This window comes from Methylotenera versatilis 301, from assembly GCF_000093025.1.
Classification (GTDB): domain Bacteria; phylum Pseudomonadota; class Gammaproteobacteria; order Burkholderiales; family Methylophilaceae; genus Methylotenera; species Methylotenera versatilis.
Genome location: NC_014207.1, coordinates 2980068 through 3004511, shown reverse-complemented (window position 1 = coordinate 3004511; position 24444 = coordinate 2980068). Strand labels below are relative to the sequence as shown.

Annotated in this window: 22 protein-coding genes and 1 riboswitch; of the genes, 14 read left to right on the top strand and 8 right to left on the bottom strand. The window is 43.2% G+C overall.

From position 1 onward, the window contains the following. Positions 1-54: 54 nt before the first annotated feature. The 5 genes from M301_RS13835 to M301_RS13815 all read right to left on the bottom strand — a co-directional run bounded on the left by M301_RS13835 (position 55) and on the right by M301_RS13815 (position 5045). Positions 55-696 carry an exopolysaccharide biosynthesis protein gene (locus tag M301_RS13835; protein WP_013149405.1) on the bottom strand — a complete coding sequence of 214 codons (642 nt, stop codon included), beginning with the start codon at positions 694-696 and terminating at the stop codon, positions 55-57. A gap of 1 nt (position 697) precedes the next feature. Further along, a complete protein-coding gene (locus M301_RS13830; protein WP_013149404.1) occupies positions 698-1498 on the bottom strand; it encodes an undecaprenyl-diphosphate phosphatase in 801 nt (266 codons plus the stop codon). A gap of 125 nt (positions 1499-1623) precedes the next feature. Next, positions 1624-2016, bottom strand: a complete 393-nt coding sequence (locus M301_RS13825) for a YidB family protein (RefSeq protein ID WP_013149403.1) — start codon at positions 2014-2016, stop codon at positions 1624-1626. A 47-nt stretch (positions 2017-2063) separates the two neighbouring features. Beyond that, positions 2064-3302, bottom strand: a complete 1239-nt coding sequence (locus tag M301_RS13820; RefSeq protein ID WP_013149402.1) for a pseudouridine synthase — start codon at positions 3300-3302, stop codon at positions 2064-2066. A gap of 126 nt (positions 3303-3428) precedes the next feature. Continuing rightward, the gene (locus tag M301_RS13815) at positions 3429-5045 is read right to left on the bottom strand and encodes a SulP family inorganic anion transporter (RefSeq protein ID WP_013149401.1); all 1617 of its coding nucleotides are present in this window, start codon (positions 5043-5045) and stop codon (positions 3429-3431) included. Positions 5046-5457: 412 nt separating this feature from the next. Here M301_RS13815 and M301_RS13810 point away from each other — a divergent pair, with 412 nt between their 5' ends. Then, positions 5458-5652 (top strand): hypothetical protein, encoded by a 195-nt coding sequence (locus tag M301_RS13810; RefSeq protein WP_013149400.1) that lies wholly within the window; start codon positions 5458-5460, stop codon positions 5650-5652. A gap of 3 nt (positions 5653-5655) precedes the next feature. On the opposite strand, the gene M301_RS13805 is transcribed toward M301_RS13810, so the two are convergent. Beyond that, positions 5656-7299 (bottom strand): hypothetical protein, encoded by a 1644-nt coding sequence (locus M301_RS13805; RefSeq protein WP_013149399.1) that lies wholly within the window; start codon positions 7297-7299, stop codon positions 5656-5658. 190 nt (positions 7300-7489) lie between these two features. Continuing rightward, a complete protein-coding gene (gene thiC, locus M301_RS13800) occupies positions 7490-9385 on the bottom strand; it encodes a phosphomethylpyrimidine synthase ThiC (RefSeq protein ID WP_013149398.1) in 1896 nt (631 codons plus the stop codon). A gap of 63 nt (positions 9386-9448) precedes the next feature. Then, positions 9449-9554: riboswitch (TPP riboswitch) on the bottom strand. A 208-nt stretch (positions 9555-9762) separates the two neighbouring features. Between thiC and M301_RS14640 the strand changes: the two genes are divergently transcribed. The 13 genes from M301_RS14640 to M301_RS13735 all read left to right on the top strand — a co-directional run bounded on the left by M301_RS14640 (position 9763) and on the right by M301_RS13735 (position 22841). Then, positions 9763-9909 carry a hypothetical protein gene (locus M301_RS14640; RefSeq protein WP_013149397.1) on the top strand — a complete coding sequence of 49 codons (147 nt, stop codon included), beginning with the start codon at positions 9763-9765 and terminating at the stop codon, positions 9907-9909. Positions 9910-10108: 199 nt separating this feature from the next. Then, a complete protein-coding gene (locus tag M301_RS13790) occupies positions 10109-10861 on the top strand; it encodes a phosphatase PAP2 family protein (RefSeq protein ID WP_013149396.1) in 753 nt (250 codons plus the stop codon). A 90-nt stretch (positions 10862-10951) separates the two neighbouring features. Further along, complete coding sequence (locus M301_RS13785; protein WP_013149395.1) at positions 10952-12604, top strand: phosphoethanolamine transferase; 1653 nt, start codon at positions 10952-10954, stop codon at positions 12602-12604. Positions 12605-12610: 6 nt separating this feature from the next. Beyond that, entirely contained in the window at positions 12611-13384 is a 774-nt protein-coding gene (locus M301_RS13780; protein WP_013149394.1) for a COG4705 family protein, read from the top strand. Positions 13385-13423: 39 nt separating this feature from the next. Next, positions 13424-13936 carry a DUF1003 domain-containing protein gene (locus M301_RS13775; RefSeq protein ID WP_013149393.1) on the top strand — a complete coding sequence of 171 codons (513 nt, stop codon included), beginning with the start codon at positions 13424-13426 and terminating at the stop codon, positions 13934-13936. A 30-nt stretch (positions 13937-13966) separates the two neighbouring features. After that, positions 13967-14389 (top strand): EamA family transporter, encoded by a 423-nt coding sequence (locus M301_RS13770; protein WP_013149392.1) that lies wholly within the window; start codon positions 13967-13969, stop codon positions 14387-14389. A 137-nt stretch (positions 14390-14526) separates the two neighbouring features. Continuing rightward, positions 14527-15159, top strand: a complete 633-nt coding sequence (locus M301_RS13765) for a TetR/AcrR family transcriptional regulator (RefSeq protein WP_013149391.1) — start codon at positions 14527-14529, stop codon at positions 15157-15159. Then, complete coding sequence (locus M301_RS13760) at positions 15156-16220, top strand: efflux RND transporter periplasmic adaptor subunit (protein WP_013149390.1); 1065 nt, start codon at positions 15156-15158, stop codon at positions 16218-16220. The genes M301_RS13765 and M301_RS13760 overlap by 4 nt, the downstream gene beginning before the upstream one ends. Positions 16221-16223: 3 nt before the next feature. Then, positions 16224-19412, top strand: a complete 3189-nt coding sequence (locus M301_RS13755; RefSeq protein ID WP_013149389.1) for an efflux RND transporter permease subunit — start codon at positions 16224-16226, stop codon at positions 19410-19412. An 86-nt stretch (positions 19413-19498) separates the two neighbouring features. Next, entirely contained in the window at positions 19499-20182 is a 684-nt protein-coding gene (locus M301_RS13750) for a protein-L-isoaspartate O-methyltransferase family protein (RefSeq protein ID WP_013149388.1), read from the top strand. Between the two features lie 12 nt (positions 20183-20194). Then, the gene (locus tag M301_RS13745) at positions 20195-21655 is read left to right on the top strand and encodes a TolC family outer membrane protein (protein ID WP_013149387.1); all 1461 of its coding nucleotides are present in this window, start codon (positions 20195-20197) and stop codon (positions 21653-21655) included. Between the two features lie 34 nt (positions 21656-21689). Beyond that, positions 21690-22241, top strand: coding sequence for an isochorismatase family protein (locus tag M301_RS13740; RefSeq protein ID WP_013149386.1), 552 nt, complete (start codon positions 21690-21692; stop codon positions 22239-22241). A 9-nt stretch (positions 22242-22250) separates the two neighbouring features. Continuing rightward, positions 22251-22841 (top strand): hypothetical protein, encoded by a 591-nt coding sequence (locus tag M301_RS13735; protein ID WP_013149385.1) that lies wholly within the window; start codon positions 22251-22253, stop codon positions 22839-22841. A 14-nt stretch (positions 22842-22855) separates the two neighbouring features. Here the strand turns inward: M301_RS13735 and waaA are convergent, their stop codons facing one another. After that, complete coding sequence (waaA, locus tag M301_RS13730) at positions 22856-24109, bottom strand: lipid IV(A) 3-deoxy-D-manno-octulosonic acid transferase (RefSeq protein ID WP_013149384.1); 1254 nt, start codon at positions 24107-24109, stop codon at positions 22856-22858. Positions 24110-24444 lie beyond the last annotated feature (335 nt).

Here is a 24444-nt window from a genome sequence, read left to right as displayed (position 1 = left end):
TACAAGGGTTCAATACAGGGTTTACAAAATTTTAACACTAGAGCAACTCTTATACTATTTCCAGAAAAAGTGGTGAATTGCGGCTGCGCCAAATTTCCAAGCAATATAGAGTACTATGCTGTATAAAATAATGGACAGGGCAATACAAATCAGTGAAAAAATTGCCATTAAACCATCATGTTCAGTTTCGCCGGTGCAGTAAAATAGTACCGCTAAACTTGGAAATAGATTTTTAAATGGCATGCCTGCCAAAGGGATAGCGACGATTACGCCAACTGCTAAAAAGATAAAACCACCCACTTGTTGACCTAGTTTACCTTCGACTAGAAACCTCAAACGTGGTTTGGTAAAGCGATGAAAAAAGTGCATGATTTTTAAACAAGTATTCACTAACACTTGTCGAGTACGCAAACTTAAAGTCAAGTTGCGGATTTTATTGGGTAGGCTTAAATTCTGCTCGCCTCTAAATAATTGCATGCCCAATGCCAAAAATGCAGCACTGCCGACCAGTGCGAATACACCTAACGGAAATGGTTGCAAGAAAGGTAAAACGGTAATAGTTGCGGTCAATGTGTAGGCATCTGCGCCTAGTTGATCAATTGCTGTTCCAAAGGCTAACGGTTCAAGCGCGACAGGAGCAGCAAATAGATTAAGCGTTGCAACCAAATCATCATAACCGCTCGCGGTTTGTGTCATCTTAATGCCAGAAATAGGCCAACACGATTGCACCAAACACAATGCGGTACCAAGCAAACGCAGTAAAATCGTGGTTTGCAACATAGCGGATTAACACTTTAATCACAATTAATGCTGCAATAAATGCTGTAATAAATCCAGCTAAGAAGAGCGTTAAATCATGAGCGGAAAGTAAGTCTCTACTTTTGTATAAATCATAAAAAGTAGCAGCAAACATCACGGGTACCGCTAAAAAGAATGAGAATTCTGTGGCTGCCGTACGTGACAAACCAAAACACATGCCGCCAATGATAGTAGAGCCAGCTCTAGAAGCACCTGGAATTAAGGCAATGGCTTGTGCAAAGCCAACTTTAAGTGCCAGTTTCCAATCCATATCATCAACAGAGTGAATTTTTACTGCAGGTAGTTTTTTCTCAATGAACAAAATCACAAAACCGCCCACAATGAGGGCAATGGCCACTGATTTTGGGTTGAATAATAAATCTTTAATTTGGTGATGAAACGCCAAACCTAGTATTGCTAATGGTAAAAAGGCAATGAATAGATTAATCACTAATTGTCGTGATTTACTTTCATTTAGATTGGTTGCTACGTGAATGAATTTTACGCGATACTCCCAAATCACGGCAAGAATGGCGCCTAGTTGAATGATGATTTCAAATACATCACGCTTATCTTTAGTTAAAAAATCCAGCAAATCACCAGCGATAATTAAATGTCCCGTGCTGCTAATGGGCAAGAATTCGGTAGCGCCTTCGACTACACCAAGGATTAAGGCTTTTAGTATGAGTAATATGTCCATAAAGTTATTTTAACAGGTTTGAGTTTTAGATTAGGTCAGTTTTGTTACAAAGCGTTACTTAAAGCTTTCACTCATAAAAAAGGGCGATACATCGCCCTTTTTCAATGCTTATCTGTGTTCAATACTTATTTAAGCATGCCCAAAACCGTGCTCAGTAAATTGCCTGAATCAGCACCGACTTCACCGTTTGGTGTCATTTTATCTATTACGCTAGGCAAATGTTGTGCAATTTGGGTGCTTAACACTTCAGGTGTAATGCCGAATTTTGCTGCCATTTCAGCAATTGCGCCACTTCCTAAAACGCTAGAAATTTGATCAGCAGAAATTGGCAAGTTTGCACCTGTGCCAACCCATGAAGCCGCTAGATCACCTAAACCACCTTGTTTAAATTTGTCTAAAACACCGTTTAAGCCACCGTGTTGGTTAAACATTTCCATAGCGATTTGTGCCATACCACCTTGGTTGCCGCCCATTACCTTACCCATTACTGCGCCTGCTACGTCATCAAATAAACTCATGATTTATCCCTTAATAAACGTCAAAAAATGACTAGCGATAGCATAACTTAAAAACGTTCGCCATTACGTAAGTAACGCCATTGTCCGACTGGTAATTTACCTAAATTAACACTTCCGATACGTACGCGTTTTAAGCCAACTACATGCAAGCCTACCATTTCACACATACGGCGAATTTGGCGCTTTTTACCCTCGCGCAGTACAAAGCGCAATTGGTCCTCATTCTGCCAACTGACTTTTGCTGGCTTGAGTTTTTCGCCATCTAAACTTAAACCGTGATTGAGGCGTTTTAAGCCGTCATCATCCAAAGAGCCTTCCACGCGCACCAAGTATTCTTTTTCAACCGTTGAATCCTCACCAATTAAATGGCGTGCTACGCGACCATCCTGAGTGAGTACTAACATTCCTGTAGAATCAATATCCAAGCGGCCTGCTGGTGCAAGGCCATTTAAATATCTACGTTGAAACTCGCGCTCATGGAGCTGATTTAACTCAGGGTCATCCAACCATTCGTTATCAGGGTGCACCAATACAATTGCCGGTTGGTAGCCATCTTCGGCCTGACCGCTCACATAGCCCACAGGTTTGTGCAGAATAATCGTGACCGTTTCAGCCTGCACTTCATGCGCGTAACTGCTGATTACAATTTCAGCATCTGGGTTAATGCGTGTGCCCAGCGTATCAATAATCACACCATCGACCATTACCCAGCTATTCATAATCCATTCATCTGCCTCGCGACGCGAACAAATGCCACGCTCGGCCATCACCTTGGAAAGACGCGGTAACTCGGTGCTAATCGTGGTAGATTTATATGCAGCTTTTGCCGCAGCGCCATACTGTGGCGTGTTGACTGCATCATAGCCATCACGTACCTTACCGCCGCGGCGTGGCGCTTGGCGATATTGCGGTTCGTTTTTGTCGGGGCGCGGTGTAATGCGCGTATCAACACCTTGCGGTCTTGCTTGACGTGGTTGTTGTTCTCTTTCTTCCGCAGGTCTAGCTGAATAAGCTGGGCGTGCATTTTGTCTATCATCATCACGCAAATTTTCACGAGGCTTACCATCAAAGCGATGGTTACGTTGCCCAGCTCTATCTGGCGCTTGATGTGAAGCTTCTTGTCTTTCGGATTTTCTTTCAGTTGGCTGTTCGTCTCTAACAGGCGCATTTACCTTAGGCGGCGCGACGCTACGGTCACGCACACCAGCATTGGTGCGACGCACAGGCGGCTTATTCGCCTTAACTTGCGTGTCGTCAGATTTTTTATTGAGTTTAATCGTGGTCAAAATAGTCTATTCATTTAATTTGTAAGGCTATTTTACCAAAATATAGCTGATAACTTCTATTTATTTAATCAGCAAATCAAGCCAGTTTACGTGAGCTTATCTGGATAATATTTCATGTTTATGTGTTCAATGTAATTCATGCAGATGTTTTAGAACGTTATCTTCACCCAATTGCTGCACCAATCCAGCTAGTGTTAGTTTTCTAACTACATTGGGTCGAGCTTCACTGAGTACCAACCTTGTTTTATGGTGCTTGCAAGTGTCTAGTAAGTCGCAAAGTGCCTGAATACCCGTTGCATCAATAAAAGGAACTTGCCCAAGCCGCAATACCAAAATATTGGCATGTCCATGAACATCTTCGAGCGCACTTTCTAAATGTTGAGCAGCCCCAAAAAAGAAAGGCCCTTCCATAGTAAAAACGACAGTTTTTGGCGGAAGCTTAAAGTCGGCACTCTCTGGTGTTACTTTTAACGCGTCTACTGGCTGTTGTTCAATCACAAAAGTTTCTGACATACGCTTCATGAAGAGCAGACATGCCAGCAGCACGCCAATGTTGACAGCGATTACTAAGTCACCAAACACTGTTAGCAAAAATGTAATAAGCAATACCGCAACATCAGCCCTGGGCGCAGTCCGTACCATATGAGAAAAGCGATGTAGCTCACTCATATTGTAAGCAACAACAAAGAGAATCGCTGATAAAGCGCATAAAGGAATGTGCGATGCTAGCGGAGCAAGCAGTAATACAATCACCACAAGTGTTAAGGCGTGAACGATACCTGCAATCGGGCTGGTGCCGCCATTACGAATATTGGTAGCGGTTCGCGCAATCGCACCAGTTGAGGCAAACCCGCCAAATAAAGGCGAAAAAATGTTCGCAATACCTTGGCCAATTAACTCCTGATTAGAATTATGTTTAGTGCCAGTCATGCCATCGGCTACAACGGCTGATAGCAATGATTCAATTGAGCCTAAAAGCGCAATGGTGAAAGCTGGGCCAATCAACTTTAGCACCTCTGAAAATGTGACAGAAGGCAATTGGAAATGCGGTAAATTTTGTGGAATTCCACCAAAAGCACTGCCGATAGTCGCCACATTTTCAAAATTAAAATACCATTGAACAGCCGTTGCTATCACCATTGCAACCAAAGGTGACGGAATGCGTTTTAAGACGCGTGGAGAAGTGAGTAGCACTGCCAGTGTTAGCAACCCTAGTAATGTTGGTTCAAGCTGTAACCCTGGAAATGCCTGTATCAGATTCCAGAATTTTTCATGAAAATGTTCGGCGCCTGTCGCTGGCGATAACCCAAAAAAATCTTTCCACTGACCAACCCAAATAATGATGCCAATACCACTGGTAAAGCCAACAATTACTGGATCGGGAATGAATTTGATGACCCCGCCAAGACGTGTCAAACCCATCAGCATTAACATGATGCCAGCCATCAATGTGGCAACCTGCAAGCCTTCAATACCGTACTTAGCTGTAATGCCAGCAAGAATAACGATAAAAGCTCCAGTGGGGCCAGCTATCTGCAAACGACTACCGCCAAATAAAGAGGTTAGCCCGCCCGCCACTATCGCTGTATAAATTCCTTGTTCTGGCTTTGCGCCAGATGCGATTGCGAACGCCATCGCTAAAGGTAAGGCTACAATGCCAACGATTGCCCCAGCCAGTGCATTATTGAGCCAATGCTGTTTTGAGAGCAGCCCCGCACGTTTAGCTTCGAGAATCGCAATCATTATTTATGCTTATAATTTAGCCAAGATGCTAATTATATTAACATGCCGTCAAGATTAAATAGATATGTAGCCCTAGAAACCCGCAAAGTAAGACTCTCACTTATTGCTTGATCCAAGCCATAAATAAAGGCTTTAAGAAGTTTATGCGCTTTGAGATATGACTAATCGTAGATAGATTTTGGCGAGTGCAAAAACACACGCCTTGGCTGCCAAAATTTTGCTGACAATTCAACATTAACCTTGAATTGTCAACATGTCTTTATTCATACATTTTTAATTAATAAATATAATCAATAGGTTAATAGTTCAATTATGGAAAGATCTATTGGCACGGTCTTTGCTAACTAATCATTATGGTAAGCATTTTTAATAGAATTAAACATGCTGAATAATCTTAAATGAGGTGAAGAAAATGATTCTCAATAAAGTAGCAGCTAGGAAAAATAACACACTGGATGCAGGCAAAAATCGTAGTAGAGCTTTAAGCTTGTTGATGGAAGAGATGGCCGTGTGGTATCCAGCGCCTTACTACGATATTGAAGTGATGGTATCTCAAGAAACTAAAGGGTTTAAGTCAAACACTCGTTCAAAGGTTTTGCTAGCTTAAACCCTAATCTTCCACCTTACCAAACCACACACTTTTCAATTTCGTTAGCTTATACAACAGCCCTGTATTCTCATTTGAAAGTGCGTCTAAAAACAGCGACAGTCTGCGCGATTTAAGTACAGTGTAAAACGTGAGTATGCCGACTGGGATAAAGATGCCTATAAAATAGCTGAATTTTTCTATGATGCTTGATTGGCTGAAGTCGAAAATATTCATGCCTAGCAAGCCACTGGTCATGCTGCCTATTAAGCCTAAAATGGTCACTACGGTTAATCTTACTACCGTGTCGGCTTGACGTTTAATCTCTTCGCCTTCTAAGTACTCGGCCATATCCATAATGCGGTAACGCGTTTTTTTAAACAGGTCTAGCGTGTCCAATTGCTTATGCATCATGGTAAATACATCTTTGGCCACGGCTTGGTCTGATACGCTCTCAAACCAATAGCGGTGAGTAAAGCGTAAAAATACGCCCATGACATTGCGGATACTTTGCCTAAACGCTTTGATGGAGTCTTCATCTTCAATATTGAGGCGGCTAATGGCTTGCACCATGCGGTCTGATAGCATTAAGAGCGCGGCTTTTTGGAAATGGGCGATTAAAAATAGTAGAAAATATTGGTTTTGATAATTGCGCTTAATGCCGGTTTTATCGTTGGTGTACACGTGGTGCTGTTGACTGCCGACTACAATAAAATTTTGTCCTGTGCACATAATGCGTGTGCTGCTCCATAGGTCGCATCTATTGTTGTCCCAATATCGGTCGTAGCAGTGCTTTTGTTCAAAGTTGCTTAAAAACTCTTCGGTAAACGGCAGCGTTTCAGAATCCCAAGGTTGCGTGACGAGGCCTAGCCGTATTAAATCACCACGGGTAAGTTTGTTGATATCTTCAAAGGCTAGGTAGGCCATTAGTGGCATACGTTGGTATTCAATTTCACGATAGCGAATTAGGCCTTCTTGGCTGGAATAATGTTGTACCAAGGGATGCATTAGAAATTCCCAATGCAATGAAACACAAGGCACGTGGTTGTCTTTTACAAAGGCTAAGTAGCGTGCTTTATCTTGGTAGTCTGAGCGAGAAAGCACGTTGCCCTCTTTATCTAACCATTCAATACTTTTCGCGCAGTGGCCAGCATCGCCATTTTCTTCCCAATAATTGGGGTAAGTGCGTCCCAAGCGATAGAGAATATCCATGGCATGATTGAGTTTGATGTTTTTCCCTGTGACTTCGAGAGCTAAAAAAGCCACGTCAATATCAAAGAAAAAATACAGCTCAATATGCGCGACTTTTAATACGATGGGTTCTTTTTCGTGTTTTAGCGTAATTCGAACTTGATTAACATCTGAGCGGGAAAATATATGCAGAGGCGACTCTCCATAGCCACCAGACTCTCGCCCATGCTTGCCTTCGCCGTATAAAAAGCGCTGTGCAAATGGCATAAAAGTGACGAACTCTTGATAGCGCACTTCACTTAAAGATTGTTTTGCTAAGGAAAACTCATCCTGAATTTCTTGCCAAGGGCAATTTTCAGCTTTGAGAATATCCCATGGGCGTTGGATTTTTTGGCTATTTGACTCTGAAATGAGCTGCACTGGCCAAAGCAGGGTTTGCCTAAAGTCGGCAACGATACTGGATTCAATATTGTTCACAACTCAGCCAGATAGGTAAAAGTAAAATACCAGCTTAATGCGGTTAACGTGAAATCAAATGCCTAATAAAGGTCGTTAAATACGGCTAAATTTTTAATTCAAATCAAAGGGCTAGCTTAGTATGAAAAATACTGAGCGGAAAATAAAAAAGCCAGCATCTGCTGGCTTTTTTATTGGCTAAAAAGTGAACTTAAACTTTTTGATAAACTTCTGAGCCTTTTTTCACAAACTCAATGGCTTTTTCTTGCATGCCTTTGTGTAGCGCTTCTTCTCCGCTCACGCCTAGCTTGTCTGCGTAATCACGTACATCTTGTGAGATTTTCATAGAGCAAAAGTGTGGGCCGCACATAGAGCAGAAATGCGCTTGTTTTGCGCCTTCTTGCGGCAATGTTTCATCATGAAATTCTTTGGCTTTTTCAGGATCTAGGCCAAGGTTAAATTGGTCATCCCAGCGGAATTCGAAACGTGCTTTTGAAAGTGCATTGTCGCGAATCTGAGCACCTGGGTGACCTTTTGCCAAATCTGCTGCATGTGCTGCAATTTTGTAGGTAATGATCCCAACGCGCACGTCTTCTTTGTCTGGTAAACCTAAGTGCTCTTTAGGGGTTACATAACAAAGCATTGCACACCCGTACCAACCAATCATGGCGGCACCGATACCTGAGGTGATGTGGTCATAACCCGGTGCAATGTCTGTAGTTAAAGGGCCCAATGTATAGAAAGGAGCTTCGCCACAATGCTCTAGTTGTAGCTCCATGTTTTCTTTAATTAAATGCATAGGCACGTGGCCTGGGCCCTCAATCATACATTGTACGTCGTGCTTCCAAGCAATTTGTGTTAGTTCGCCTAGTGTTTTCAATTCAGCAAATTGTGCTTCATCATTGGCGTCATAAATTGAGCCTGGGCGTAAGCCATCGCCTAAACTAAAGGCAACGTCGTATTGCTTCATGATTTCGCAAATATCTTCAAAATGCTCATAAAGGAATGATTCTTTATGATGCGCCAAGCACCATTTTGCCATAATAGAACCGCCGCGTGACACGATGCCGGTCATGCGTTTTGCCGTCATTGGAATGTAAGCCAAGCGAACACCCGCATGGATAGTGAAGTAATCCACACCTTGTTCAGCTTGCTCAATCAATGTATCGCGGAAAATTTCCCAAGTTAAATCTTCAGCTTTGCCGTTTACTTTTTCTAAAGCTTGGTAGATAGGCACGGTACCGATTGGCACTGGTGAGTTACGAATAATCCATTCGCGCGTTTCGTGGATGTTTTTACCTGTAGATAAGTCCATCACAGTATCGCCACCCCAACGTGTGCCCCACACCATTTTTTCAACTTCTTCGGAAATTGAAGAACCTAGCGCAGAGTTACCAATGTTAGCGTTGATTTTTACCAAGAAATTACGGCCGATAATCATAGGCTCGATTTCTGGGTGGTTAATGTTCACCGGGATAATCGCACGGCCTAGCGCGACTTCGCTTCTTACGAATTCTGCGGTAATGACTTTAGGAATATTTGCCCCAAAGTCTTGACCTTCATGCTGTTTTTGCAACATTTCACTCATGCCCTCACGACGTTGATTTTCGCGAATGGCAATGTACTCCATCTCAGGCGTGATAATGCCTTTACGTGCATAGTGCATTTGGCTGACGTTTTGACCGGCTTTTGCACGCAATGGTTTGCGGTGCAAGTTAAAGCGCATTTCTGCCAACTCAGGGTCAACTAGGCGTTGATGACCAAACTCAGAACTTGGGCCATCTAATTGCTCAACATCGCCACGTTCCATAATCCATGGTGCGCGCATTGCTGGCAAACCGTTACGGATGTCGATGTCCACGTTTGGGTCAGTGTATGGGCCTGAAGTATCGTAAACAACAACAGGTGGGTTTTTTTCAGCACCAAATTGTGACGGTGTATCGCTTAATGAAATTTCACGAAATGGTACTTGAATGTCAGGGCGTGAGCCTTGTACATAGACTTTACGTGAGTTAGCGAATGGTAATTTGGTTGCGGGATCGATTTCCGCAGTTTCACTCACAAATTTAGCGAGGTTCTTTTGTAGATTCTTATCGGTGGCGTTCATTGTGCTTTCCTATAGATTGGTTCAACATAGAAAAGCATCGTATGCGTACACCACGATTTAGCAGCGACACATTGCATGCTTTCCTACGGCGGCATAACCCGCGTCAGGTTCAAAGGGTGTTTCTCACTATATTTAAATTAATTTAAAATATAGACCCCTAGCAATGAACGAAAATTACGCTAATTCGTCAATAATAGCAAGTCATAATATTTTCAGGATGATGACTAATAGCAATTTAAGTGCTTATTTCTTAATAACTTTATACTAATAATGTTGAAAACAAAAAATGTAAAAATTGACATTTAATCATCAGCATTTATGAATGTTATTGCTATAATGTTCAGTAATTAAACAAATATAAAAAGGTCGGGGGTTGTATGGCATTAATTCTGTATCTTCTTTATTACTTAGTCGCCATTGTTACGCTATTTTTTCATTTTACTGGCCAACTAGAGCGCTGGGGCATGGAATGGGTCATATTAGTGTTAGCGGTCACGGTATTTCCAGTAGTGCTGTATTTGTAATAGATGCAACTTTCCGCGAATTCAACCCAGCTCAAAATTAAATACGGCTTCGCTGCATTCATATAATTTAGCGTAGTTGCCTTGCCTATAATGACTGGCTTAATAATAGCGTTATCATGGTTTAATTGGATTAACGCGTATTTAAGCCCAGTCTGTTTAGTTTTTCTTTGAAACTCATCATTAGAATCCATCCTCAAAATTGAATAACAGCAACTTTCAGCGGGTATTTTCGCAGCGGTCGTTTTGGTTGCCACATGTCGCTTTGCCTGTCGTCGCCGGATTACTGCTGGCTTTTATCTATCCACACACAAATTTAGATACTTGGTTGATTCAGCCTTTTTATGACACGCATGCGCTGGTGTTTCCATTAAAGAATAACGGATTTCTGGAAAATGTGATGCACAAGGGTTTAAGAAACCTAATGATTGTTGTGAGTTTGATGATGTTGGCTTTTTGGATTTTCGGTTTGAAAATATGGGGGTTTATTCTAAAAAACCAGAACAGTAGCCATTGGTCTAAAGTTTACCATCGCCAGTTTTTGTGGATATTTATAGCGATGGTGATTTCTACCAGTGCTATTTCAGTATTAAAACGTCTAAGTATGCACAGTTGCCCTTGGGATTTATTGCCATACGGCGGTAACCAGCCTTGGATTCCACTTTTTGGTAATTTACCAGCGGCGGCTGAAATGGGGCATTGTTTTCCAGGCGGGCATGCCAGCGGCGGCTTTGCCTTGATTGCTATCTATTTTGGGTTTAGAGATTCACTGCCTAAGTTGGCAAATGCTGGCCTGATATTAGGCCTGTTGTTTGGTTTTGCCATGGGTTGGGGACAAATGATGCGCGGCGCGCATTTTATGTCGCACAATTTGTGGACAGCTTGGGTGGTCTGGATGATATTACTTGTGCAATATCTAGTCTGGTCGCCAAAAGCGCTTGCAGCTCAAGTTTAAGCTGCACTCAGATGTAAGCTAGTCGTAAGTTTCTAATGTTATGATTCAAGCACTTATCCATTATCAAAAAATAAATTTAAGAAAAATTAAATGATTTCATTCCCAAATATTTTGAAGAAGTTAATTTCACCGTTTAGCCAAGCTTCCAGTCAAACGCGCGGTATTTTTCTTGTCGTTGTTTTTATCATGCTGACTGGCAATTTAGCGCTGTTTGGCCGAATTGTGGAAAATTATCCCCTCACATTCAGTAATCTGCCTTTTATATTGTCGCTGACTGCATTTTTTTCACTCGTCACCGCGATTTTCTTTTTACTTATTAGTCACGGCAAAGCGACGCGTTGGATTTTGGCTATCTACCTGCTGATTGTTTCTCAATCCGCTTACTACATGGATAAGTTCGGCGTGGTGGTCGATGTCAGCATGCTCGACAATATTATGCAAACCAATGTGCAAGAGTTTGCTGGCTTACTGACGGTGAGCCTTGTGGTTAGAACAGTCCTGCTTGGCGTTATTCCTGCTTGGTTAGTGATTAAATATTTCCCAAAATCAGTGAGTGGGTTTGCTGAGCTTCTGCCTAGATTGCGCGTATTAGGCATATTGTTGTTATTACTTATTGTGGTGATTGCACCTTTCTCAGGCGGCTATGCGTCTTTTATCAGGCAGCATAAAGCAACACGTTTTTACGCTAATCCAATCTACTCAACTTACTCAATTGTTAAGTATATTGATCAACAAATTAATATTGCAAAAGTAGTGCCACTAAAACACATTGCGCAAGATGCTAAGAAGTTAAACTCGAGTGGAAAGCCTGAGTTGATGGTTATGGTGGTGGGCGAAACGGCGCGGGCAGATCGCTTTTCTCTCAATGGCTATCACAAAGATACCAACCCCATGCTGACCCAGCAAGGCGTGATTAGCTTAACTAATGTGAGCTCTTGCGGCACTTCAACCAGTGTGTCTGTGCCATGTATGTTCTCTGCGCTAGGTAGGAAAGCTTACGATAAAGAAACCGCTTTGAATCAGCAAAATGCCTTAGATGTGTTGGCTGCCCATGGGGTGGAAGTATTATGGCGCGATAACAATTCTGATTCTAAAGGCGTCGCGACTCGATTGAAAGTTGAGGATTTTAGAACGCCAACATTAAATCCTGTTTGTGAAGGTGAATGCCGTGATATTGGCATGCTGACTGGCTTAGAGCAGTATATTGAAGCGCGTAAAGATAAAGATATTCTTATCGTGTTTCATCAAATGGGTAATCATGGACCTGAGTATTACAAAAGATATCCAAAAGCATTTGAGAAATTTAAACCTGTTTGTACGACGGGCGAGTTGAAGGACTGCTCACAAGAAGAAATTGATAACAGTTACGATAATGCCATTTTGTATACTGATTATTTCTTGTCAAACGTGATTGATTTTCTGAAAAAATATGATGATGACCGTGCTACTGCCATGCTGTACGTGAGCGATCACGGTGAATCTTTGGGTGAGCATGGCATTTACTTGCATTCGGCACCTTATATGGTGGCGCCTAAAGAACAGACGCATGTACCTGGAATTGTCTGGATGGGTAAGAATTTTGACTATAAAAAAGAGCAACTTTTGCCGCATAAAGATGATGCATTAAGCCAGGATGACTTGTTTTGTACCTTATTGGTGACATTTAAGCTGGATACGAAAATGTGCGAAGCTAAAAAAGGCATGTTAATGAAAAATCCAACCTTAACGAATAATGACCAGTAAGCAAATATGAGTCTAAATAATTCACTAAGTCTTGAGAGTGCAGTTGGCAAGGTTCCAGCGCTTACCTTAATGTTTTGGCTAATAAAAATTCTAGCCACTACGCTCGGTGAAACTGCGGGTGATGCTTTGTCGATGTCCATGAATCTGGGTTATTTGCTCAGCACATTGATATTCGCAGGTCTTTTTCTGGTTGCCGTTGTTGCACAAATTAAAGCGAGTAAATTTCATCCATTTTTATACTGGACAACGATTATTGCTACCACCACTGTGGGTACAACGTTGGCAGACTTTGCGACACGCTCTTTAGGCATCGGCTACACGGGTGGTTCAACATTATTATTTGCATTATTGTTGGCATCCTTAGGTGTTTGGTATAAAACCATGGGCTCGGTTTCAGTCAGCACTTTAAGTTCATCCAAAGCCGAGATGTTTTATTGGGTCACTATTATGTTTTCACAAACATTAGGCACGGCACTAGGTGATTGGACGGCTGATACGGCAGGGTTAGGTTATGTTGGTGCGGCTTTAATTTTTGGAAGTTTATTGGCAGTGGTTGTGATCGCTTACTATTTCACCCAATTATCCAGAACGTTTTTATTTTGGTCTGCATTTATTCTAACCCGCCCACTTGGAGCCGTTGTTGGCGATTTTCTTGATAAGCCTTTAAGCGCAGGCGGGCTTGCGTTAAGCCGATATTCGGCTTCAGCAAGCCTTATTTTTATGATTATTGCCTGCATTTTGTTGTTTCCACAGCGGGCGGGAGCAACTGCTAAACATTGATACAAAGCATTAAATGCTAAATTATTTGGAAAAGATTGTATGAAAGAACCTAACAATATCGCAAAAGTAATTGCTGAAAAAAAATGGAATGAGCTGTCAAGAGCGCACCGCGAAGAAATCGCTAAGTTGCTTGAGCACATGGACGATGTGCGTGATGTCAACCAAGAGTATGTAGATCATCGTACCATTGGGCAGCTAGCTGCCGATGGCGTGGCTAAAGTGGCTGGTTCATGGTCGTTTATCATATTTTTCTTGTCAGCGTTGTTGTTGTGGGCGTTTTTGAATACTGAAATCCTTGGTCCTAGGCACGAGGCCTTTGACCCATACCCATATGTTTTCCTGAATCTTGTACTTTCAATGTTGGCGGCTGTTCAAGCGCCTATTATTATGATGTCGCAAAATCGTCAAAGTGCACGTGATAGACTGGATGCTGAAATTGATCATGAAGTGAATGTGAGAGCCGAGGTTGCTATTCAAAACGTAGATGCGCGTATTTCAGAGTTAAGTCAAAAATTAGAAGAAGCCACTAAACTCATGGTGGCGAAGGCCTAGTGGTAAATCGTTGATAGAAGCGAGGTAAAAATGGAACGCTGGGTCATCTACGCAATCATTTCAATGTTCTTTGCGGGCTTTACTTCTGTCGTTGCCAAACAAGGCTTAGTGGGTATTTCTGCTGAGTTGGGTTTAACTGTACGCACTATTTTTGTGTGCATATTTGTATTGGTTTTTGCCGCGATGGCAGTTGATCCCGCTGAAGTAAGATCTCTGCAAAAAGTGAATTATGTCTGGCTCGCCTTTTCCGCAATCACTACAGCAGGTTCGTGGATATTCTATTATAAAGCGCTTAAAGTCGGCGACGTTGCCACTGTCGCATTGATAGATAAAGGTAGCGTAGTCATTGCTATTCTATTGGCTTGGTGGCTACTTAAAGAGGCTATTACTTTACGCCTTATACTCGGTGCACTGCTTATTGTCGCTGGATTATTTGTTATCGCCAAGAAGTAACAATATCTCAAACTTTAATTTTCACACTTACCCTGTCTCACACTTATAAGCCTTTACACGTGTTGAAGCCGCAAATATGAGTTGACAGCTTTTACTTAACGATGTTAACTTAACGATGTTAAGTAAAATATTTTATTATGCCTCCAAAACCAAAAACAGAAGCCGAACGTCAGCAGTTACGCACATTGATTATTGATGCGGCGCGTGAGCTGTTTGTTGCGCGCGGCGTAGAGGCCGTTACTATGCGCGAAATCGCTAAGCGCATTGGTTATTCTGCCACTAGCATTTATTTGCACTTTGCCGATAAAGAAGCTGTGCTGCGTGCAATTCTAGACGTTGATATGTTGGCGCTAGCGACAAGCTTAAATACCATACTAGAAATTGAAGACCCTGTTGAGCGCATGCAAGCATTGGGTTATGGTTATGCTGAATTCGCGTTATCCTTTCCAAATCACTATCGCTTGATGTTTATGGCAGAACGTATTCCTTGTGACCCGGAAAAGTCCAGCTTACAGAAAAATAATGCTGAGCAAGATGCATATTTCCTACTAAAAACAGTGGTCAATGATGTGTATTTAGCCGGTCGCTTTAAAGCCGAATTACAAGATGTAGATTTGATTGCACAGATTATTTGGGCTGGTGTACACGGTGTTTGCTCATTGGAGATTAACATGGCGTGTGATAAGTGGGTGAATTGGGCAGATATTTCAGCGCGCTTGCAATTGATGCAAACTGTGTTGATACGCGGACTTTTAAGAGAACCAACATGAAAAAATTAATCATACTCAGCATCGGCTTATTGCTTGCTGCTTGCCAAAAACACGTTGAGCCACCGCCACCGCCAAGACCCGCACTGGTTGTGATTGCAGGCGAATCAGCAGCGAATAATGCCATGGTATTAGTTGGTGAAGTGAAGTCGCGTTATGAATCGAATCAAAGCTTCAGAATTGGCGGCAAAATTATTGAGCGTAAAGTTGAAGTGGGAAGCCAAGTTAAAAAAGGCCAGGTGTTAGCGCGTTTAGATGCAACTGATACCAATTTGAGCGCGCAAGCAGCATCGGCCGATGTGCGGGCAGCGGAAGCTAGCTATGGCTTGGCGCAAGCTGAGGTTGAGCGTCAACGGACCTTATTTAACAAGAAATTTATTTCAGCTTCAGCTTTAGATATGCGCGAAGCCGAGCTAAAAACATCGGCAGCCCGTTTGCAGCAGGTGAAAGCGCAAGCTGCTGTGTCGGGAAATCAATCGCGCTACACGGCTCTGATTGCGGATAGAGATGGCGTGGTGACACAGATTCATGCTGAGCCTGGTCAAGTAGTGGAGGTCGGCGCGATGATTGCGCAAATCGTCGATACTAAACAAATTGAAGTGCTAGTGGCGGTGCCTGAATCTAAGATGGCCAAGTTAAAAGTGGGTGATAAAGTCGCTGTAAAACTATGGGCGGATAGAGCAAAAACATATCTCGGGCATGTGCGCGAAGTGGCGCCAGCAGCAGATTCTGCTACACGCGCATTTGATGTGCGCGTTACCATCAGTGATGCTGATGAAGCCGTTAAGCTTGGTATGACAGCAGGAGTTAGATTTGCGCAAGACGAAGTCAATGAAATCATGATTCCGTCAACTGCTCTTACGCAAATCAATGGAAAAAACACGGTATGGGTGATCGATAAAAATAATATTGCTAATCCTCGCGAGGTGACGACGGGTCAATTTACCGAAGCGGGCGTAGTGATTAAAAGCGGCTTACAAGCCAACGAAATGGTCGCTATAGCTGGCGTGCATACTTTGATTAAAAACCAAAAGGTTAAGCCGCAAATGGCTGAGTCTAAATAATTTATGAGCAACCAAGACTCACAATCCGACACACAGCCAGCAGCTTCGTCACGTTTTAATCTGACAGAATGGGCGCTCAAGCACCAAACCTTGGTGCTTTACATGATGTTGATGCTCACTATTTCTGGTCTGCTTGCTTATACTAAATTAGGCCAGTCAGAAGATCCGCCGTTTACCTTTAAAGTCATGTTAGTGCACACCACTTGGCCGGGTGCGAGCGCCGTAGAGGTTGAGCAGCAAATAACCGATAAGCTTGAAAAGAAAATTCAGGAAGTGCCGCATTTGGGTTATTCCAGCAGCTATTCACGACCAGGTGAGTCGATGATTTTTGTCGTGATTAAAGACGATACCGTATCAAAAGATATTCCTGAAATTTGGTATCAGGTGCGCAAAAAAGTGAGTGATATTCGGAACACGCTGCCGCAGAGTATTGAAAGCCTGACTTTCAACGATGAGTTTAGTGATGTGTATGGCAGCATGTATGCGCTCACTGGCGATGGTTTTGATAATTTCGCACTAAAAAAACAGGCCGAGATTATTCGTGCTGAGCTTTTAAATACGCCTGATGTTGCCAAGGTAGACTTTTTTGGTGAACGTAAACAACGTATTTTCATAGAGTTATCGAATGCTAAGCTCTCTACCTTAGGCGTCAGTACTACAACGCTGATTGGCATCTTACAAACACAAAATGCTGTAGTTAAAGGTGGTACTTTTGATTCACCTAAAGAGCGCATTCGCGTTGAGGTTTCTGGTAGATACAACACGCTAGAAGAGTTACGTGAAATTAGATTGCGGGCAAATAACCAAGATTTTAGGTTAGGGGATGTTGCGCGGATTTATCGTGGCTACGAAAATCCACCTACAAGTACCGTACGCTATAACGGTAAGGAAACGTTATTGCTTGGTGTGAGTATGCGCCAAGGTGGTGATGTGATTGCACTTGGGCATGAGCTGGATAAACGAATGATTAGAATTCAGCAAAACTTGCCTGTGGGTTTGAGTTTTGAAACTGTGACTTCACAACCAAAAATCGTTGCTAGTTCTGTGAATGACTTTGTAGAGTCTTTAATTGAAGCTTTGGTGATTGTGCTCACAGTAAGCCTGCTGTCGCTTGGTTGGCGTACAGGTATCGTGGTGGCGATTTCGATTCCTGTTGTGCTAGCAGCGACATTTCTGGTGATGAATTCGTTTGATATTGGACTGCATAAAATCTCATTGGGCGCATTGATATTAGCGTTGGGCTTGCTAGTGGACGATGCGATTATTTCAGTAGAAATGATGGCATCCAAAATGGAGCAAGGCTGGGATAGAGTCAGAGCCGCATCATTCGCCTATACCTCAACTGCTATGCCTATGCTGACGGGCACATTGGTGACTGTTGCAGGATTTTTGCCGATTGCAACCGCCACCTCTTCAACAGGTGAATATACGCGCTCTATTTTTCAGGTTTCAGCCATTGCTTTGATACTATCGTGGTTTGCTGCGGTGATTTTTGTGCCTTATTTGGGCTACCACTTGTTGCCTGACTATGAACATGCACCTAAACCCTCAAGAATTAAATTATGGCTTAGAAGCAAGCTTGGTTTGACTGAAACGGTTGATGATAACCACCATCACGATATTTATAACACCAAGTTTTACCGTGGCTTCCGTCAGTTGCTAACAACATGCGTGCGCTATCGTAAAACTGTGATTGTCATTACGCTCGTCATGTTTGCCTTGTCGATTGCTGGTTTTAGTCAAGTACAGCAGCAGTTCTTTCCTGATTCAACGCGCTTAGAAATCACCGTGGATTTACGTCTCACCGAGGGAGCGTCGTATCAAGCCACCAACGATGAAGTTAAAAAGCTGGAAAACTGGTTACGCCAATGGGATAAAAATAGACAGAGTAAACATCTTGCAGGTCTTGATAACTTTGTGGCCTATATTGGCATAGGCAGCCCACGCTATTACTTGCCCTTAGATATTCAATTGGCGCACAGAGGCTTTGCACAGTTTGTCATTTTGACTAAAAATCTAGAAGAGCGCGAAGCTTTACGCACTGATTTATTAAAGCTTTTTGAAACTGACTTCCCTTCGTTAAGAGCATCGGTATTGCGCTTGGAAAATGGCCCGCCGGTTGGTTTTCCTGTGCAATTCCGCGTCAATGGAAATGATCTTCCTAAGATACGAGAAATCTCGCACAAAATCGCAGATATCATGCGCGCAAACCCTAACTTAGCTAACGTACAGCTTGGTTGGGAAGAGCCAAGTAAAGTCATGAAAGTATCTATTGACCAATCAAAAGCGCGTTTGCTGGGCGTTAGTTCGGTTGATATTGCCAATATGTTGAACGGCGCCATGAGTGAGCTCTATATCACTGAGTTTAGAGAAGGTAATGAGCGCATCGATTTAGTGGCGCGTGGCGATGAGATTGAGCGTACTAGGTTGTCACGCCTACCAAACTTGATGATTAATACACAAACTGGCACCAGTGTACCGTTGTCACAAATTGCGACGATTACTTCAGAGTTTGAAGAAGGTGCCATGTGGCGACGCAATCGTGTGCCATCCATCACCGTACGTGCGCATTTGCGTGGTCACATGCAAGCCCCAGTAGTATCCGCGCAAATTGAAGCGAAGTTAGGCGAAATCAAGGCGAGTTTACCGCTAGGTATTACATTAGAAACAGGTGGAGCAGTTGAGGAGTCTGCGAAAGGTGGTGCGTCAGTAGCAAAAGGATTCCCGCTATTTTTAGTGGTTGTGCTGACCTTGTTGATTTTGCAATTACAAAGTTTTTCACGGGTGTTTTTAGTCTTGCTCACCGCTCCATTGGGTTTGATTGGCGTCACGATTGCATTACTGGCGTTTGATAAGCCATTTGGTTTCGTGGCGATGCTGGGTACTATTGCGCTATCTGGCATGATTATGCGTAACTCTTTGATTTTGGTAGATCAAATCGATCAAGATAAAGCGTCTGGCATGCCAGAATGGCAAGCGATTATTGAATCTACCATACGTCGTTTCAGGCCGATTGTTCTTACTGCAGCGGCGGCGATCTTAGCCATGATACCGCTCACGCAAAGCGTCTTCTTTGGCCCGATGGCGGTGGCGATTATGGGTGGTTTAGCCGTGGCGACATTGTTGACGGTATTGTTTCTGCCCGCGCTCTATGCTGCTTGGTTTAGAGTAAAAGTGCCAGCTGAGGTCTAACAAGTGTTAAAAGCTAGTTTAATCAACAGTTTGTACAGCACGCGCATGCGTTATAATATTAAGAAATTGATAGGAAAATATTTGCCATGACACAAACACAACAAACCACTAAAAATCAGTCAACAGACTTAGCGCGCTTCAACATGATAGAGCAGCAAATTCGCACATGGGAAGTGTTAGATCCCGTCGTACTGGACTTGCTCGGCGAAGTGCACCGTGAAGACTTCATTGATGAATCACAACTAGGTCTAGCCTTTGCCGATGTGGAGTTGCCGATTGGCCATGGTCAGACCATGCTTTCACCAAAAATCGAAGGCCGTATCTTACAAGCGCTTAACATCAAAAGAACCGATAAAGTATTGCTGGTCGGTACTGGCAGCGGTTATTTAACTGCGCTGATTGCCAAACTTGCAAAACATGTGGATGCCTTGGAAATCATTCCGGAGCTCTCTAAACAAGCGGAAGCTCGCATACAAAAGCAAAATATCCACAATGTGACTTTCTATGTACTTGATGCTTTCAGTGGTTACACCACGGATAAGACGTACGATGTCATCGTATTTGCCGGCTCTTTGCAATTACACCCAAGCGCCGCTGAACAAATGTTGAATATTGGTGGTCGTATGTTTGCTGTGGTTGGTGAAATGCCAATTATGCAAGCCACGCTTACGCAGCGTGTGAGTGAAGGTAGTAGCCGTAAAGAAACACTTTTTGAAACCTGCTTGCCGCCACTAGTGAATGCCCCACAATCTATTAAATTTGAGTTTTAAAGAGAGTAATAAATGTACAAGTTAGCACGGACACACCATTTAGAACGGTTACACCGTGCAGTTTTTCTAGCTTGTATGACTTTATCGGTTTCTGAATCCGCGCTTGCTGCAAAGATGCAGATAACAAAAAACTTAACAGTAGTGGCTGAGTCAGCGGTTGTGGGGCGGCCAGCGGTCATCAGTGTCGTGAGTCTGCGCGAAAACACTATCTCGTTACTCGATTTATATCACCAAGCCGTAACGCACGATCCTACTTTAGCTTCAGCTTTAAGTGCTAACCAAGCCGCACAAGAAATTATTGAGCAAGGTAAAGCGCTGTATCGCCCTACCGTCAACTTTAATGCAGAAGCCAATGCAGTTAAAACGGATATTCGTTATTTAAACTCTAGTGCAGTGCCCGGGCAATCTAATTTCGAAACCTACAAAGCTGGCATAGAAGCTAGTCAGCCCATCTACCGCAAGCAAAATCTGGTGCAAATGGATCAAACGCTGACCCAAGTGAGCCAAGCGGATAAACAATTGCATCTGAGCAAGCAAGACCTGATTTTACGTACCACTCAAAGCTATTTTGATGTGTTAATCGCACAAGACAAAATTGATTTGATTGGTGCACAGAAAACTGCAATATTAAGCCAGCTAGAGCAGGCCAAAGCCAATTTTGATGTGGGTACAGCTACGATTACCGATGTCAACGAGGCGCAAGCACGGTATGATTTAATCGTCGCGCAAGAGATTGCTGCAGTGAACGAATATCAAATCGCGCAACGCAGCGTGCAAGCCATTACAGGTGAATTGCCGCAAAAGCTTGCTACGGTCAGAGCCGATATTCAGCCCAATGCTTTAGCGCAAGGCATGGATAAATGGTTAGAAGTCACCGAGCAAAATAATCTCAATATACAAATTCAGCAAGATGCACTTAAATTTTCAGATCAAGAAATTGATCGCTCAAAAGCTGGGCATTTACCTACTTTAGATGCTGTTGCCAGTGTTTCTGAGTCTTATGCCACAGGCAGTGCTTCAGTTTTTAGCACTGGTAATGACCTTAAAACAGGGACAATAGGTTTGCAGTTACAAATCCCTTTGTACCAAGGTGGTGCAACCAGCTCAAAAATTCGTCAAGCAGTGCTGAATAAGCAAAAAGCACAAGATGATGTAGAAATCGCACGCCGGCAAGCTGCACTAGAAACACAGCGTGCTTATCTCAATTTGAGCACTACTATTGCACAAATTAAGGCTTTAGAGCAGGCTTTAATCAGTAGCCAAAGCCAAGTCGATTCGACCAAGTTGGGGTATGAAGTGGGTGTACGTACGAGTGTAGATGTGTTGAATGCTGAACAACAACTATTCAGTGCGAAACGTGATTTGTTGCAAGCGCGATATAACTATCTAGTGAATATTATTCGCCTCAAATCCGCTTCTGGCGTACTTGCCGAGGCAGATTTGGTAGATATTAATCAACAATTAGTGCATTAACAATGCGTGTTAATTTATTAAACCTATGACCAAAATGTCTTTGAAGTTAAGCGCGGGTTTAAGTCAGCTTGTGATTGTGGATACGCAAACGCGCCTCATCACCGCCATGCCGCAAGATGAGTTGCAATCCACAATTAAAAATATGGGCATATTAGCGCAAGCCGCAAAGCTTTTAGCCGTTTCCGCGATCATCACCGAGCAGTATCCTAAAGGTTTAGGGCATACCTTGCCCGAATTATTGGCGATGCTGCCAAACGTGAAACCAGTAGAAAAACTCTCATTCTCGTGCATGGCAGAGCCAACTTTTAGCCGTCAACTTACACGTGATCATTCGCAAATCGTACTTGCGGGCATGGAGGCACATATCTGCGTTTTGCAAACTGCGCTAGATTTAACAAGTGTGGGTAAGCAGGTGTTTGTGGCGGAGGACGCGGTGATTTCACGCAACCCAGCCAATAAAGCTAATGCGCTGGCAAGAATGCGCGAAGCAGGCTGCATCATTAGTAATACCGAATCTATCGTGTTTGAATGGCTAGGAATTGCGGAAGGTGACGCATTCAAAGCTATTAGCAAACTTATTCGTTAAAATTTCGCGATGAATAAGAAGTTATTGTTAGTGTTGATGTGTCTGCTGGCCTTTGGTGCTTACAAGCATCATCAACATCGGTCTGTCATTCATGGCGTAGGCGAAATCGCACCAGACGAACCCCTCCAAACTAGTACGGGCACCGCAGACTTTCAGTATAACGGCTTCACACTCACGCCGCTGGCTGAGTATTCAATTAAAGCAAGAGTGCTATCAACAGAAGACTATTTCATGGGTACAGAGGCGGAGTTGTCTCCCACTGATTTAGCGCTAGGCTGGGGGCCAATGTCAGATGAAGCAGTGCTAAGTAAAATTAAGATTACTCAGGGTAACCGCTTCTTTTATTGGCATGTTGATGAGTTCCCCATTCCACAACATGAGATTGAAATTCATGCTGCCAACACGCATATTATTCCAGCAAACGATAGCATCAGGCGACAACTTAGCAAAATACGCCCAGGACAGATTGTCAGCATAAAAGGTCAGTTAGTCGAAGCAAAACGCGCTGATGGCTGGCATTGGCGTAGTTCGCTTACGCGAGACGACACAGGCGCGGGTGCTTGCGAAGTGGTTTATGTGACGGATCTTACCGTCAGTTAATTGATTGCCGTTAATTAAACATAGGCCGCAATAATCGCTAAAGTCTTTTGCGTAGCGCCTTGCGATGCCATACATAATGCTAACCCAGCCTGACCCATCTCAAGCTGTTGTTGCGGATTGTCTAACAAAGTTTGAATCGCTTGCTGCATCTCTTTGATATCTTTTACACGCCAAGCGGCATTTTGCGCAATGGCACGCTCCGAAACTTCGGTAAAATTAAACGTATGTTCGCCAATCAGCACAGGTTTTGCCATACGCATCGCTTCTATTAGATTCTGCCCGCCGAATGGCAATACGCTGCCGCCAACTAAGCAAATATCAGCACTGGCGTAATAACTGAACAACTCGCCCATGCTATCACCTAGGATAAATCGCGTATCAGCATTCGCAGTTTGAACGAGCGTCGAGCGCCGTTGGTAAGTTAACTGGCGCTGTTGCAGCAAGGCTTCAACCTCGTTAAAACGTTGCGGATGGCGTGGTACGATAACGGTAAGTAAGTGCGGCAGTTTGAGTGCTGTCACAGCGTCTAAGATAATGCTCTCTTCACCTTCGCGCGTACTGGCAGCTAAAAATAATGGGCGATTGCTGCCAAATAAATCGCGCAATTGCTTTCCTCGCATAGCGGCATCTTCTGGCGGGTGCACTTCAAACTTTAAATTACCGACAACACTTACATTAGCTGCGCCAAGCTGTATCAAGCGCTCTGCATCTTGCTCAGTTTGTGATGCAATGGCGGATAGGTTTTGTAAACCTTCATGAACAAGACTGCTTAATTTGCGGTAACCAAGTGCAGATTTCTCTGAGAGTCGTGCATTAATCAGCAATAAAGGAATGTTTCGCGCCTTAGCGCCCGCAATCAGATTAAACCAAAGCTCAGTCTCCATCAGCATGCCCAGCGCAGGTTTAAAGTGTGTTAAAAAGCCTTTCACGGCAAATGGCAGATCGTAAGGCAAATAAACACGCATCACTTTATCGCCAAACAATTGCTCGCTTGTTGCGCGGCCTGTTGGCGTGGTATGGGTAAGTAACAGCTGATGATTCGGGTATTGGCTAAGCAGTGCATTAATGAGTGGTGCCGCAGCGCGCGTTTCACCCACAGAAACGCAATGCAGCCATATCACGGGCTTTTTCACTGCTAATGTATAAAAGCCAAACCGCTCCAGCCAATGTTGACGATATTCAGCTTGTTTGATGCCGCGCCAAAGTAATTTGAGTGGCACAAAAGGCAACACTAAATAAAGCAGCAGCGAGTAGAAAAAACGATTCATAGCGTATTTTCTCACAAATTTTGCATAGTTGTTTTTGTCTAAACCGCTACACGCATAAACATATCGTTTTTGCGAGAAATTTATTTTTATATTTTTTACACTAAGAAAACATAGGTGAGTGATTGCTCACCCTATCTCAATGCAAATACAGGCCTCATTTGTAAGAAAAGCTCACCAAAATGGTGCAAAAAATTACGTAAAATTAGTATTGACGCCCACAAAATAAAGGCATAAATTGCTGCTCTAGGCACAACATGTTGTGTTTAAGCAGTGTATTTTTCACAAGAATACCAAAAGAATAATAGTTTTTAATTGAAAATCACAGACTTAGCGTA